Here is a 12,927-nt window from a genome sequence, read left to right as displayed (position 1 = left end):
CGCGGCGCTTGCGCCCCTCCCGGCCGGCACGAACAGAAACGAAACAACGCACCGAACCCCGCGGCCCCGCCGCCCCAAGCCTATGAACCAACCGCTTGCCACCGTCACCCCGCCCGACCGCAACCGCCTGCTGGCGCAACTGGACAACACGCCCGCCTGGGATGTGATCGTCATCGGCGGCGGCGCCACCGGCCTGGGCACCGCCGTCGATGCCGCCAGCCGCGGCTACCGCACCCTGCTGATCGAGGCCGCCGACTTCGCCAAGGGCACCTCCAGCAAGGCCACCAAGCTGGTGCACGGCGGCGTGCGCTACCTGGCGCAGGGCAACATCAGCCTGGTGCGCGAGGCGCTGCACGAACGCGGCCTGCTCAACCGCAACGCGCCGCACCTGGTGTGGCCGCTGGGCTTCGTGGTGCCGGCCTACAACCTGCTGGACCAGCCCTTCTACGGCATCGGCCTGAAGATGTACGACATGCTGGCCGGCAAGCTCAACCTGTCGCCGAGCCGCTGGCTGTCGCGCCGCGAGACGCTGGCCAACGCGCCGACGCTGGCCGAGAACGTCAACGGCCGCGGTCTGAAGGGCGGCGTGCTGTACTACGACGGCCAGTTCGACGACGCGCGCCTGGCGCTGAGCCTGATGCGCACCCTGTTCGACCTGGGCGGCACGGCGGTCAACTACGTGCGCGCCACCGGCCTGACCACCACCGGCGGCAAGGTCGATGGCGTGACCGCCGAGGACGCGCTGGGCGGCGCCAGCTTCACGCTGCGCGCGCGCTGCGTCATCAACGCCACCGGCGTCTGGGTCGACAGCGTGCGCCGCATGGAAGACAAGAACGCGCCGACCATGGTGGCGCCCAGCCAGGGCGTGCACCTGACGCTGCCGCACGACTTCCTGCCCGGCAAGCGCGCCATCCTGATCCCCAAGACCGACGACGGCCGCGTACTGTTCGTGGTGCCATGGAACGGCCACACCATCGTCGGCACTACGGACTCACCGCGCAACGACCTGCCGCTGGACCCGGAAGCCGGCGCCGAAGACATCGATTTCATCCTGAGCACCGCCGCGCGCTATCTCAGCCGCAAGCCGACCCGCGACGACGTCACCAGCGTCTGGGCGGGCCTGCGGCCGCTGGTCAAGGCCACCGGCGACGCCTCCACCAAGTCGCTGTCGCGCGAGCACACCATTCTGGTATCGCAGGCCGGCCTGGTGACGGTCACGGGCGGCAAGTGGACCACCTACCGCCGCATGGCGCAGGACGTGGTCGACACCGCGATCCAGCACCAGTTGCTGACGCAGGCGAGTTGCCGCACCGAGTCGCTGGCGCTGCATGGCGCCAACGGCCTGGCGCCGTCGCAGGAACACGCCGGCACGCCGGACAGCTACTACGGCAGCGACCTGCCCGTGCTCAAGGCCCTGCCCGGCGCCGAGCGCATGCTGGTCAAGAGCAGCGGCCTGTCCGAAGCCCACGTGCGCTTCGCCGCGCGCTTCGAACTGGCGCGCAGCGCCGAGGACGTGCTGGCGCGCCGCAACCGCGCGCTGTTCCTGGACGCCGAGGCGGCCATGCTGGCCGCGCCCGAAGTGGCGCGCATCCTGGCCGAGGAACTGGGCCACGACGCCGCCTGGCAGCAGCGCACGCTACAGGAACTGGCCGGCGTGGCGGCGCACTACCGCCTGAAGTGAGGCGCGCACAGGTCCCTAGGGTACGCGCAGCGGACTGGACTGGATCATGGCCTCGAAAGCGCGCAGCAGGTCGGGATCGCACTTGGACCCGGCCTCGCGGTTGAGGATGCGCATGATCTCGGCGTGGGTGCGCGCCGGGTGGTAGGGCCGCGCGTCGCCCAGCGCGTCGTAGGAATCGGCCAGCGAGATGATGCGCGCGTGTAGCGGAATGTCGTGGCCGGCCAGTCCGTCCGGATAGCCCGAACCATCGAAATGTTCGTGGTGGTGCCGCACGGCCAGCGCGATGCGTTCGCGCTGCGGCATGTCGCTCTGCAGGATGATGCCCGCGCCCACGGCGGCGTGCGACTTCATGATTTCCCAATCCTCTTTTTCGAGGCGCTTGGGCGAGAACAGGACGCGATCGGGGGTGCCGATCTTGCCCACGTCATGCAGGCGGGCGGCAACGGCGACGGCCTGCTGCTCGTCGGCGTCCAGGCCGCAGGCCCGCGCCAGCGCCACGCTCAGGGCGACGACGCGGTGGCAATGGCGGCCGGTGGCGGCATCGCGGGCCTGCATCGCGGCGAACAGCGCCGCTTCACAGGATCCGGCAGGAAACGCGGCATTCGCGCTGGGGGGGACATCTGGAGGCATCGGTGTAAGCGCGCGCGGTTGCAACGGAACCGCGCGCCTGTGTCAGAAAGTGTCAATTCTGACACAGGCGCGTGCGTTTCCAGCGCGCCGCGGCCCCCCGTTCGGCCACGCGGTCAGCCTTGCAGGCGTTCCAGCAGCGCCTGCGCCACGCCGACCGAGGATGCCGGGTTCTGCCCCGTGATCAGGAGGCCATCGGAGACGACGTGCGGCTGCCAGTCGGCGCCTTTGCTGTAGAGACCGCCCAACCGCGCCAGTTCGTCCTCCACCAGGAAGGGCACCACGTCGGTCAACTGCACCGCCGCTTCCTCCGTATTGGAAAACCCGGTCACCTGGCGGCCCTGCACCAGCGGCTTGCCGTCGGCGGTCTTGGCATGCCGCAGCACGCCCGGCGCATGGCATACCGCGGCCACCGGCTTACCGGCGGCCAGCATGGTCTCGATCAGCGATACCGACTTGGGATCCTCGGCCAGGTCCCACAGCGGGCCGTGGCCGCCGGGATAGAACACCGCGTCGTAGTCGGCGGTCTGCACCTCGGCCAGGCGGCGCGTGTTGGCCAAGCGCCGCTGCGCCTCGGCATCCTGGCGGAAGCGGCGAGTGTCGTCGGTCTGGGCGTCGGGATCGTCGCTCTTGGGATCGAGCGGCGGCTGGCCGCCGTGCGGCGAAGCCAGCGTCAGGGTCGCGCCCGCGTCCAGGAAAGGCGTAGTACGGCGCGGCGAATTCCTCCAGCCAGAAGCCGGTCTTGCGGCCGGTGTCGCCCAGCGTGTCGTGGGAAGTCAGCACGATCAGGATGTTCATGGTGCGCTCCTATGCGTCAGGGCCGACGCGCACGATGCGCTTGCCGGCGTTCTCGCCCTTGAGCAGGCCCATCAGCCCGCGCGGCGCGTTCTCCAGGCCGTCGACAACGTCCTCGCGATACTTGATGCGGCCGTCGCGCAGCAGGCCCTGCATGGCCGCGCGGAACTCGCCGAAACGCGGCGCGTATTCGTTGAAGATAATGAAGCCCTGCATCTTGATGCGCTTGGTCAGGATGGTGCGCATCAGCAGCGGCAGGCGGTCCGGGCCGTCCGGCAGGGCGGTGGCGTTATAGGCGGAGATCAGGCCGCACACGGGCACCCGGGCGCGCGCGTTCAGCAGCGGCAGCACCGCGTCGAACACCGCGCCGCCGACGTTCTCGAAATACACGTCGATGCCTTGCGGCACCGCCTTGGCCAGCAGATCGGCCATGGCCGAATCGCGGTGATCGACGCAGGCGTCGAAGCCCAGTTGCTCGACCACGTAGCGGCACTTGTCGGGGCCGCCGGCGATCCCGACCGCCCGGCAGCCATGGATCTTCGCCAACTGCCCGACCACCGCGCCGACCGCGCCGCTGGCGGCGGCCACCACCACGGTTTCGCCGGCCTTGGGTTGGCCGATGTCCAGCAGGCCCATGTAGCCGGTGAAGCCGGGCATGCCCAGCACGCCCAGCGAATAGGAAGGATGCTCGGGCGCCGGCCCCAGCTTGAGCAGGCCCGTGCCATCGGAAACGGCGTAGTCCTGCCAACCGGATTGGGACAGCACCCATTCGCCCACCGGATAGTCGGCATGGCGCGAGACCACCACCCGGGCCACGGTGCCGCCCACCATGGGCTGGCCGACCTGCACCGGCTCGGCATACGAGGGCGCGTCGCTCATGCGGCCGCGCATGTAGGGATCGAGGGAAAGATAGACCGTGCGCAGCAATAGCTGGCCGGGGCCCGGTTGGGGCACGGCGCCGGTTTCCAGGCGGAAATCCGTGTCGGCGGGTTCGCCGCGCGGCCGGGCGGCCAGGACAATGCGGCGGTTGAGGGAGGACGATTGCGGCATGGCGTGCTGACTCCTTCTGTTCCGGTTCGACCATTACACCACCCCTGCCCGCCCGCCTGTCGGCCAGCCCTGCCGCTCGCCCTACTTTTAATTAATTAATTATTTAATTAGAATCTGCTCCATGCCTGCCAAGCCTTCCCTCGCGCGCCGCCCCGGCCGCCCCGTCCGCCCCGACAGCGCCGCCGTGCGCGACCAACTACTGGACGTCGCCACAGACCTGTTCGCCACCCAGGGCGTGGCCGCCACCCGCATCGCCCACATCGCCGCGGGCGCGGGCGTGACGCCGGCGATGCTGCACTACTACTTCAAGAGCCGCGACCAGTTGCTGGACGCGGTGGTGCTCGAACGCGTGGTGCCGGTCATCGGCTACGTCTGGAGCCCGGTCCCGCAGACGCCCCGGCGCCTGGACGGCGCCGCCGACACCGCGCGCGCCGTCATCGCCGAAATCGTCTCGCGCATCGTGCGCTGCGGCGCCGACCGGCCCTGGTTGCCGTCCCTGTGGATGCACGAGGTCGTCAACGAAGGCGGCCAACTGCGCGAGCGCGTTTTGCGCCACCTGCCCGCGCAGCGCTTGCAGGTGTTCGCCGGCCTGATCGCCGAGAGCCAGCGCGCCGGCGCCATCACGGCGGGCGTGGAGCCGCGGCTGGTGTTCCTGTCGATCCTGGGCCTGACCCTGCTGCCGCTGGCCACGTCGAGCCTGTGGCGCCGCATCTGGCAGGACGATCCGCGGATCCACGCCATCGACCACGACGCCATCGCCGCCCACGCCACTGCCATGCTCACGGGCGGGTTGTTTTCCCCGCCGGCCGCGGCGCCCGAGGCGCCCGCCGCGCCGGCAAAACGAACCCGACGCGCCAAGCCAGCCGCCGACATCGAACCGCCCGCCACAGGACGCTGACCATGCGCACCCCTTCCCTCCCGCGCTACGCGCTGCCCGTCGCCGCCGCGCTTGGCCTGTCGCTGTTGGCCGCCTGCGGCAAGCGCGACGATGCCGTCTACCAGGGCTACGTCGAGGGCGAATACCTCTATATCGCCTCGTCCGAGGCCGGCCGGCTCGATACGCTGTCGGTGCAACGCGGCCAGCAGGTCGCCGCCGCCGCGCCGCTGTTCGCGCTGGACGCGGCGCGCGAAACCGCGGCGCGCGACCAGGCCAAGGCCCAACTGGCTGCCGCCAGCGCCCAACTGGAGGACATCGCCACCGGCAAGCGCGCGCCCGAGGTCGATGTCAGCCGCGCTCAATTGGCCCAGGCCGAAGCCGCCAGCCGGCGGTCGGCGGCGCAACTGGCGCGCGACACGGCCCAGTACCGCGCCGGCGGCGTGGCGCGGGCGCAACTGGACGACAGCCGCGAACAGGCCCGTGCGGACGCCGCCCGGGTGCGCGAGCTGCGCGCGCAGGTGGAAGTGGCCAACCTGCCCGGCCGCCAGGACCAGCGCCGCGCCCAGGCCGCCCAGGTCGAGGCGGCGCGCGCCGCGCTGGCGCAGGCCGACTGGACCCTGGCGCAAAAGCGCGCGGCGGCGCCCGCCGCCGCCCTGGTGTTCGACACGCTGTACCGTGTCGGCGAATGGGTGCCGGCCGGCAGCCCGGTGGTCAGCCTGCTGCCGCCGGGCAACATCAAGGTGCGCTTCTTCGTACCGGAAACCGTGCTCGGCGCCCTCCAGCCCGGTCAACGGGCCACCGTGCGCTGCGACGGTTGCGGCGAGCCGGTGCCGGTGCGCATCGACTACATCTCGCCACGAGCCGAATACACGCCGCCGGTGATCTACAGCCGCGAAACCCGCAACAAGTTGGTATACATGGTCGAGGCCCGGCCCGCCCCCGAGGCGGCCACGCGGCTGCATCCCGGCCAGCCGGTCGAGGCGGCGCTGCAATGAACGACACTCGCGCCCCGCAGGCCGAAGCCGGCTACGTCATCGACGTGCACGGCCTGAACAAGCACTTCGGCAACAAGCACGTGGTCAACGACGTTTCGCTGCAAGTGCGCGAAGGCGAAATCTTCGGCTTTCTCGGCCCCAATGGCAGCGGCAAGACCACCAGCATCCGCCTGATGTGCGGCCTGCTCACGCCCGACTCGGGCAGCGGCACCTGCCTGGGCTACGACATCCTCAAGGACAGCGCCCAGATCAAGCGCCACGTCGGCTACATGACGCAGAAGTTCTCGTACTGGGACGACCTGACCATCCGCGAGAACCTGGACTTCGTGGCCCGCATGTACGGCATGCCGAACCGCCGCGAGACCGTTGACCGCGCGCTCGAGGACCTGGGCCTGCAGACCCGCGCCAACCAGCTCACCGGCGCGCTGTCCGGCGGCTGGAAGCAGCGCCTGGCGCTGGCCGCCTGCCTGCTGCACGAGCCGCGCCTGCTGCTGCTGGACGAGCCCACCGCCGGGGTCGACCCGACCGCGCGGCGCGACTTCTGGGAACAACTGCACGAGCTGGCCGCGCGCGGCATTTCGGTGCTGGTCAGCACCCACTACATGGACGAGGCCGAGCGCTGCCACAAGCTGGCCTACATCTCGTACGGCAAGCTGCTGATCCAGGGCACCGCCGACGAAGTCATCGCCCAGCAGCGCCTGACCACCTGGGCCATCCACGGCCACGACCTGGTGCCGCTGGCGCAGCGGCTGCGCGATGCGCCGGGGGTGGACCAGACCGTGGCCTTCGGCACCGCGCTGCATATCAGCGGCCGCGACGCCGCCGTGCTCGAACGCACCTTGCGAGACGTCGTGGCCGGCCAGGACCTGCGCCTGGAACGCATCGACACCAGCCTGGAGGATGTCTTCATCTACCTGATGAACCGCTCCGACGACAACTACGCGAGCGCGGCATGAGACGCCACCTGGAGGGTTTCTCGTGGTCGCGCTGGTGGAGCATGGTGCTCAAGGAATTCCTGCAGCTGCGGCGCGACCGCATCACCTTCGGCATGATCGTCGGCATCCCGATCATGCAGCTGGCGCTGTTCGGCTACGCCATCAACACCAACCCCAAGCAGTTGCCAACCGCCGTCATCGTGGCCGACCACAGCCCCTTCACGCGCAGCTTCGTGGCGGCCATGACGGCGTCGGACTACTTCGACATCGTCGAGACCCTGCCCGACGAAGAGGCCGGCCGCGCCGCGCTGGCCCAGGGCCGGGTGCTGTTCGTGCTGACGATTCCGCCGGACTTCTCGCGCCAGTTGCTGCGCGGCGAACGCCCGGCGCTGCTGATCGAGGCCGACGCCACCGACCCGATGGCGACCGGGCTGGCGATCGGCTCGGCCACCCAACTGGCGCAGGCGGTGGCGCTGAAAGACCTGACCGGCCCGCTGGCGCACCTGGCCGGCGGCCAGCCGCCGTTCGACGTGCGCGTGCATCAGCTCTACAACGAAGAACAGATCTCGCAATACAACACCGTGCCCGGCCTGATGGGCGTGATCCTGACCATGACGCTGGTGATGATGACCGGCCTGGCCATGACGCGCGAACGCGAGCGCGGCACCATGGAGAACCTGCTGGCCATGCCGGTGCGGCCGCTGGAGGTAATGACGGGCAAGATCGTGCCCTACATCGCCATCGGCCTGATCCAGTCCACCATCATCCTGCTGGCGGCGTATTTCGTGTTCCACGTGCCGTTCCTGGGCAGCCTGGTGACGGTGTACCTGGGCGCGCTGATCTTCGTGGCGGCCAACCTGACCGTCGGCATCACGCTGTCGTCGCTGGCGCAGAACCAGTTGCAGGCGATGCAGCTGACGATGTTCTATTTCCTGCCCAACATGCTGCTGTCCGGCTTCATGTTCCCGTTCCTGGGCATGCCCAAGTGGGCCCAGTACCTGGGCAACCTGCTGCCGCTGACCCACTTCAACCGGCTGATCCGCGGCATCCTGCTCAAGGGCAACGGCTGGTGGGACCTGTGGCCCACCATCTGGCCCATGCTGCTGTTCACCGTGGTCGTCATGACCGCCGCCGTGAAGTTCTACCGCCGCACCCTGGATTGAAGGCCGCCATGCCCCGCCCCCACCTGCCCTTCGCCCGCCGCGCCGCGCTCGTGGCCGCCTGCGCCCTGTTGCCCGGCTGCGCTGTCGGACCGGACTTCGAGCGCCCCGCCGCGCCGCCGGTCGCCGCCTACACCTCGCCGACCGACAGCGCCGCCCCCGCCAGCGGCGCCCAACCGCGCCTCACCGACGCCGACATCCCGGCGCAATGGTGGCGCCTGTTCCGCTCTGGCGCGCTGGACGCGCTGGTGCGGCAGGCGCTGGACGCCAGCCCGACGCTGGAACAGGCCAGCGCCCGGCTGCGCCAGGCCAGCGAAGACCTGAACGCGGAAACCGGCGGCCGCCTGCAGCCGGCCGTCGACGCCAACCTGTCGGCGACCCGGCAGAAGGTCGATCCGTCCGCCTACGGCGTGCCGGTGGCCGAGCAGCCCGCGCCGTTCACGCTCTACAACGCCTCGATCGACGTGTCCTACACGCTCGATGTGTTCGGCGGCAACCGCCGCGCGCTGGAGGGGCTGGCCGCGCAGGTCGACTACCAGTCGCACGAACTGCAGGCCGCGCGCATGACGCTGGCCGCCAACGTCGTCACCACCGCCATCCGCCAGGCCGACCTGGCCGCGCGCCTGGCCGACACCCGCGAACTGCTGGCGGCCCAGCAGCGCCAGCGCGACATCATGGCGCAACGCCTGCGGGCCGGCGGCATCGCCGAGGCCGACCTGCGCAACCAGGAACTGCTGCTGGCGCAGACCGAGGCCAGCGTGCCGCCGCTGCAATACCAATTGGCCCAGGCGCGACATCAGCTCGCAACCTACCTGGGCCAGCCGCCTTCGGCCTGGCAGGCGCCGCCGCTGCGCCTGGCCGACCTGACGCTGCCAGCCGAAATTCCCACCGGGGTGCCCTCGGCCCTGACGCGCCAGCGGCCCGACATCCTGGCCGCCGAAGCCCTGCTGCACCAGGCCTCGGCCCAGGTCGGCGTGGCCACCGCCAACCAGTATCCGCGGTTCACCCTGACCGCCAGCTTCGGGGCGCGGCGCACCCGCGCCGGCGATATCGCCGATGGCGTGAATGTCTGGAACCTGGGGCTGGGACTGGTGCAGCCGCTATTGCATGGCGGTGAACTGCGCGCCCGCACGCGCTCGGCGCAGGCCGCCTACGAAGCCGCCGCCGCGGCCTACCGCCAGACCGTGCTCGACGGCTTGCGCCAGGTGGCCGACGCGTTGCGCGCGCTGCAGACCGATGCCCAGGCCTACGACGCCTACGACACCGCCTGGCGCCGCGCCGACGATGCCGCCCGCATCGCGCGCGACCGCTACCAGGCCGGTGGCATCAGCCACCTGGATCTGCTGGACAGCCAACGCCAGTTGCTGCAGACGCGCATTGCCCGCGGCGCCGCCGACGCCGCCCGCTACGCCGACACCGCCGCGCTGCTGCAAGCCCTGGGAGGCGGCTGGTGGAACACCTCCGCCCCATCCCCGGCGGGCGCCGCGCCATAGCCCGCAAGGCCGCGCCGAAGCAGGCGCTCCGCGGTCATGTCCGAGAATTCGGGTCAGAAAATGGTGTTGTGCGACGTTTAGGAATCCGTTGTATCCGATGCATCATGCATGCGCTCAAGCTGCACTGATCTCGACAACGATTCATGAATGACTTACTAGACCTGATCGTCTTCTCGCCCGACTCGCGCCAACGCGCGCTGCGCTGCGGCGCGCTGGCGGGCATGGGTTTCTCGCCGCGCGCCTGCGAAGACTCCAATGGCCTGTTCCGCCTGTTCCAGGCTCGGCGCACACCGCTGCTGGTGATGGAAGCCGAACTGACCGACCTGTGCATGGCCGTCGCCGGCCTGCGCGCCATGGACACCACCGCCGGCATTGTCGCGGTATCCACCTTCGACTCCCCCGAAAACCGCATCCTGGGCCTGCACTGCGGCGCCGACGCCTGCTTTCCGCCCGAGGTCGCCAGCGCCGAGATCGCCGCGGCCTTGCAGGCGCTGGTGCGGCGCGTGCCGCTGAGCGGCCGGCGCCCGGCCGAGGCCGACAGCCGCAACGCCGCCCCCGCCGAACCCAACGGCAAATGGCAGTTCCAGGACGCCGCCTGGACTTTGGTCAGCCCGCGCGGCACACGCCTGGCGCTGACCCAGGCCGAGCGCGATTTCCTGCTCAAGCTGACCGCCAGCCCCGACAGGCGCCTGCCACGCGGCGACGTGCTGGCCGGCGATCCGCAAGCCGGCCGCGAATCGCTGCGGCGCACCGACGTGGTGGTCAGCCGGTTGCGGCGCAAGGCCCAGGAAACCAATATGGAACTGCCGATCCGCACCGTCTGGGGCTGGGGCTACGCCTTCACCGGCGACATCTGACGGCCACATCGCGCGGCAGGCAATGGCGGGCAGGGCCCGCCGCGCCGGGGTAGCCACGCATGCGGCTGCCTGCCGCGCCATCGCAGTCGCGCGCCGGCCGACGTATGATGCGGCATGGCCGTCCGATTGCCGGCCCTCCGCCATTACCCATCTGACCGCCCCATGGAAGTCTACGACCGCCTGCAAGCCCTGCTGACCGAACACCAGGCCCGCTACCGCCTGATTGCGCATCCCGCCGCCGGCCGCTCGGTGGAAGTCGCCGCCGTGCGCGGCACCGCCGTCAGCCAGGGCGCCAAGGCGCTGGTCTGCCGCGTCAAGATCTCTTCCAATCAGCGCAGGAATGTGCTGGCCGTGTTCCCCGCCGACCAGCAGGCCGACCTGGACGCCATCGCCCGTGCCGCTGGCGGCAAGAAAGCGTCGCTGGCCTCGCAGGACCTGGCGCGCGAACTCACCGGCTGCGAGATCGGCGCGATTCCGCCTTTCAGCTTCAATCCCGACCTGCATCTGCTGGTGGATCCGAGCCTGCGCCTGCGGCACGATGAAATCGTCTTCAACGCCGGCCGGCTGGACGCTTCCATCCTGATGGCCACCGCCGATTACTTCCGCCTGGCCGCGCCGCAAGAGGCGCCATTGATCAAGGGCCAGGATCAGGTGCGCTAGGTTTCCCGTCAGCGAGACTCCCTTGCCCGACCTGCCCGCCGCGCACCGCGTCCGCAGCACCAATATGCGCTGGCTGATGAGCCTGGCGCACATGGAGCCGTCGCCGGTCAGCCGCTGGGTGGCGCTTCGCGCCGCGCTGGCGCTCGGTCTGCCGACCGCCGCCGGCCTGCTGCTGGACCAGAGCGCCGCGGCGGCGCTGGTGGCGCTGGGCGCCCTGCCGGCCGTCACCGGCGACAACGGCGGGCCTTACCGCAACCGCGCGCTGTCGATCGGCAGCACGGTGTTCGGCGGCGCGCTCGGCTACTTCCTGGGCACGCTGCTGGCCGGCCACGGCCTGCCCGGTAGCATCGGCATGACCGTGCTGGTGCTGGTCGCCAGCCTGATCGGCACCTTCAACAACATCGCCGCCGTGGCCACCCTGCAATTCGCCACCTACGTGATCGTGGGCGCCAGCCTGATTTCACCGCTGCCGGCCTGGGTGCCGCCGGTCCTGGTGGGCGCGGGCGGCCTGTTCGGACTGGCGCTGACCCTGCTGGGCTGGGTGATCAATCCCATCGCGCCGGAGCGCGCGGCGGTGGCACTGGCCTACCGCAAGCTGGCGGCCATGTACGCGGCCATCGGCACCTCGCGCATCATGACGGCGCGGCGCGACATGGAAGCCGCCATGGCCACGGCCTACGACACGCTGCTGGCGGCTCGCCGCCGCGCCGCCGGCCCCTCGCCGCGCCTGGCGCGGCTGGCGTCGCAATTGCAGGCCTGTACGCCGCTGTCGGACGCCGCCTTGACGCTGGCCCGCGCCGGCCGGGTGCTGCCGCGGGACTGCGCGCGGGTCGTCAACCGGCTGGCGGACCACGTCGAGAACGACATCCCGCCAACCCCTGCCCGGGACATCGCGGCGCTGCGCGAGGCCGGCGCCACGACCCTGGCCGACGCGCTGGCCCAGGCCCGCCCCCTGCTGGAGGGCAGCGGCCCGACCCGGCCCGACGCGGTGCCCGCGCTGCCGCCCGCGCGCCCCCGCACGCCGTGGCGCGTGCTGGCGCGCACTTACCGGCCCGGCCCCGCCACCCTGCGCTACCTGCTGCGGCTGGGCCTGTGCCTGATCGCCGCCGAGGCCGTGGCGCGCGCCGTGGCGCTGCCGCGTTCGTACTGGGTGCCGCTGATCGTGGTGGTGGTGTTCAAGCCCAATTTCGGTTCGGTCTTTGCCCGCGCGCTGCAAAGCTGCGCCGGCAGCGTGGTGGGCGTGGCGATCAGCGCCACCGTGCTGGCGCTGGACCGCAACGGCGTCGCCAGCGTGCTGACGGTGACCTCGCTGGCGGCCCTGCTGCCGTGGTCGATCCGGCGCAACTACGGTTTGTTTTCCGCCATCCTGCTGCCGATCCTGATGCTGCTGATCGGCGCGCTGCAACCGGGCAGTTGGCCGATCGCGCTGGCGCGGCTCGAAGACGTGGCGGTAGCCGCGGCCATCGTGCTGGCGGTGGGCTATCTGCCATGGATGCGCATCGAGCGCCACAACCTGGACCAGGCCGTGGCCAACGCCATCGACACCCTGGCCGCCTACCTGAACACGGTGTTCCAGGCCGATTCCGCGGCCCGCCACGATCTGCGCACCCAGGCTTATTCGCGCCTGTCCGACTTGCGCATCGCCTTGCAGCGCGGCCTGTCGGAACCCCGCCTGGTAAGCCGCCGGGCGCTGGCCTGGTGGCCGGTCGAAGTAGCCCTGGAACGGCTGGCCAATGCGATCTCCGACAGCGCCTGGTCGCTGCCCGCCGGCCAGCCGCTGCCCGAGCCGCAGGCGTT

11 protein-coding genes and 1 pseudogene are annotated in these 12,927 nt (G+C 70.8%); 9 read left to right on the top strand and 3 right to left on the bottom strand.

The features are described from left to right. Positions 1-82 precede the first annotated feature (82 nt). On the top strand, positions 83-1,681 hold the full coding sequence (locus AC6LKG_RS20875; RefSeq protein WP_498167653.1) for a glycerol-3-phosphate dehydrogenase/oxidase: 1,599 nt from the start codon (positions 83-85) through the stop codon (positions 1,679-1,681). 15 nt (positions 1,682-1,696) lie between these two features. Here AC6LKG_RS20875 and AC6LKG_RS20870 read toward each other — a convergent pair whose 3' ends face one another. The 3 genes and pseudogenes from AC6LKG_RS20870 to curA all read right to left on the bottom strand — a co-directional run bounded on the left by AC6LKG_RS20870 (position 1,697) and on the right by curA (position 4,153). After that, entirely contained in the window at positions 1,697-2,311 is a 615-nt protein-coding gene (locus AC6LKG_RS20870; RefSeq protein ID WP_498167652.1) for an HD-GYP domain-containing protein, read from the bottom strand. A gap of 113 nt (positions 2,312-2,424) precedes the next feature. Beyond that, a pseudogene (locus AC6LKG_RS20865) lies at positions 2,425-3,106 on the bottom strand (type 1 glutamine amidotransferase domain-containing protein). Positions 3,107-3,115: 9 nt separating this feature from the next. Next, positions 3,116-4,153, bottom strand: a complete 1,038-nt coding sequence (curA, locus tag AC6LKG_RS20860) for an NADPH-dependent curcumin/dihydrocurcumin reductase (protein ID WP_498167650.1) — start codon at positions 4,151-4,153, stop codon at positions 3,116-3,118. A gap of 121 nt (positions 4,154-4,274) precedes the next feature. On the opposite strand from curA, the gene AC6LKG_RS20855 reads away from it, so the two are divergent. From AC6LKG_RS20855 to AC6LKG_RS20820, 8 genes are all read left to right on the top strand, one after another. After that, positions 4,275-5,051, top strand: coding sequence for a TetR/AcrR family transcriptional regulator (locus AC6LKG_RS20855; RefSeq protein WP_498167649.1), 777 nt, complete (start codon positions 4,275-4,277; stop codon positions 5,049-5,051). Positions 5,052-5,053: 2 nt separating this feature from the next. Further along, positions 5,054-6,025, top strand: coding sequence for an HlyD family secretion protein (locus AC6LKG_RS20850; RefSeq protein ID WP_498167647.1), 972 nt, complete (start codon positions 5,054-5,056; stop codon positions 6,023-6,025). After that, on the top strand, positions 6,022-6,981 hold the full coding sequence (locus tag AC6LKG_RS20845) for an ABC transporter ATP-binding protein (RefSeq protein ID WP_498167645.1): 960 nt from the start codon (positions 6,022-6,024) through the stop codon (positions 6,979-6,981). The genes AC6LKG_RS20850 and AC6LKG_RS20845 overlap by 4 nt, the downstream gene beginning before the upstream one ends. Beyond that, complete coding sequence (locus tag AC6LKG_RS20840; RefSeq protein WP_498167643.1) at positions 6,978-8,123, top strand: ABC transporter permease; 1,146 nt, start codon at positions 6,978-6,980, stop codon at positions 8,121-8,123. Before AC6LKG_RS20845 ends, AC6LKG_RS20840 begins: the two co-directional genes overlap by 4 nt. 8 nt (positions 8,124-8,131) lie before the next feature. Continuing rightward, positions 8,132-9,613 carry an efflux transporter outer membrane subunit gene (locus tag AC6LKG_RS20835; protein WP_498167642.1) on the top strand — a complete coding sequence of 494 codons (1,482 nt, stop codon included), beginning with the start codon at positions 8,132-8,134 and terminating at the stop codon, positions 9,611-9,613. Positions 9,614-9,756: 143 nt separating this feature from the next. Next, positions 9,757-10,470, top strand: a complete 714-nt coding sequence (locus tag AC6LKG_RS20830) for a response regulator transcription factor (RefSeq protein WP_498167641.1) — start codon at positions 9,757-9,759, stop codon at positions 10,468-10,470. A 162-nt stretch (positions 10,471-10,632) separates the two neighbouring features. Next, positions 10,633-11,130 (top strand): YbaK/prolyl-tRNA synthetase associated domain-containing protein, encoded by a 498-nt coding sequence (locus AC6LKG_RS20825; protein ID WP_498167639.1) that lies wholly within the window; start codon positions 10,633-10,635, stop codon positions 11,128-11,130. 22 nt (positions 11,131-11,152) lie between these two features. After that, the coding region (locus AC6LKG_RS20820; RefSeq protein ID WP_498167637.1) for an FUSC family protein at positions 11,153-12,927 on the top strand (1,775 nt) is incomplete at its 3' end.

It is taken from the genome of Achromobacter sp. 46006 (assembly GCF_059761975.1).
The sequence above is the reverse complement of the archived record's forward strand: the minus strand, read 5'-3'. Positions and strand labels throughout refer to the sequence as shown.

Coding starts and splice junctions, on each gene's coding strand:
- AC6LKG_RS20875 (WP_498167653.1), top strand. CDS start 83: ATGAACCAACCGCTTGCCACCGTCACCCCGCCCGACCGCAACCGCCTG.
- AC6LKG_RS20870 (WP_498167652.1), bottom strand. CDS start 2,311: ATGCCTCCAGATGTCCCCCCCAGCGCGAATGCCGCGTTTCCTGCCGGA.
- curA (WP_498167650.1), bottom strand. CDS start 4,153: ATGCCGCAATCGTCCTCCCTCAACCGCCGCATTGTCCTGGCCGCCCGG.
- AC6LKG_RS20855 (WP_498167649.1), top strand. CDS start 4,275: ATGCCTGCCAAGCCTTCCCTCGCGCGCCGCCCCGGCCGCCCCGTCCGC.
- AC6LKG_RS20850 (WP_498167647.1), top strand. CDS start 5,054: ATGCGCACCCCTTCCCTCCCGCGCTACGCGCTGCCCGTCGCCGCCGCG.
- AC6LKG_RS20845 (WP_498167645.1), top strand. CDS start 6,022: ATGAACGACACTCGCGCCCCGCAGGCCGAAGCCGGCTACGTCATCGAC.
- AC6LKG_RS20840 (WP_498167643.1), top strand. CDS start 6,978: ATGAGACGCCACCTGGAGGGTTTCTCGTGGTCGCGCTGGTGGAGCATG.
- AC6LKG_RS20835 (WP_498167642.1), top strand. CDS start 8,132: ATGCCCCGCCCCCACCTGCCCTTCGCCCGCCGCGCCGCGCTCGTGGCC.
- AC6LKG_RS20830 (WP_498167641.1), top strand. CDS start 9,757: ATGAATGACTTACTAGACCTGATCGTCTTCTCGCCCGACTCGCGCCAA.
- AC6LKG_RS20825 (WP_498167639.1), top strand. CDS start 10,633: ATGGAAGTCTACGACCGCCTGCAAGCCCTGCTGACCGAACACCAGGCC.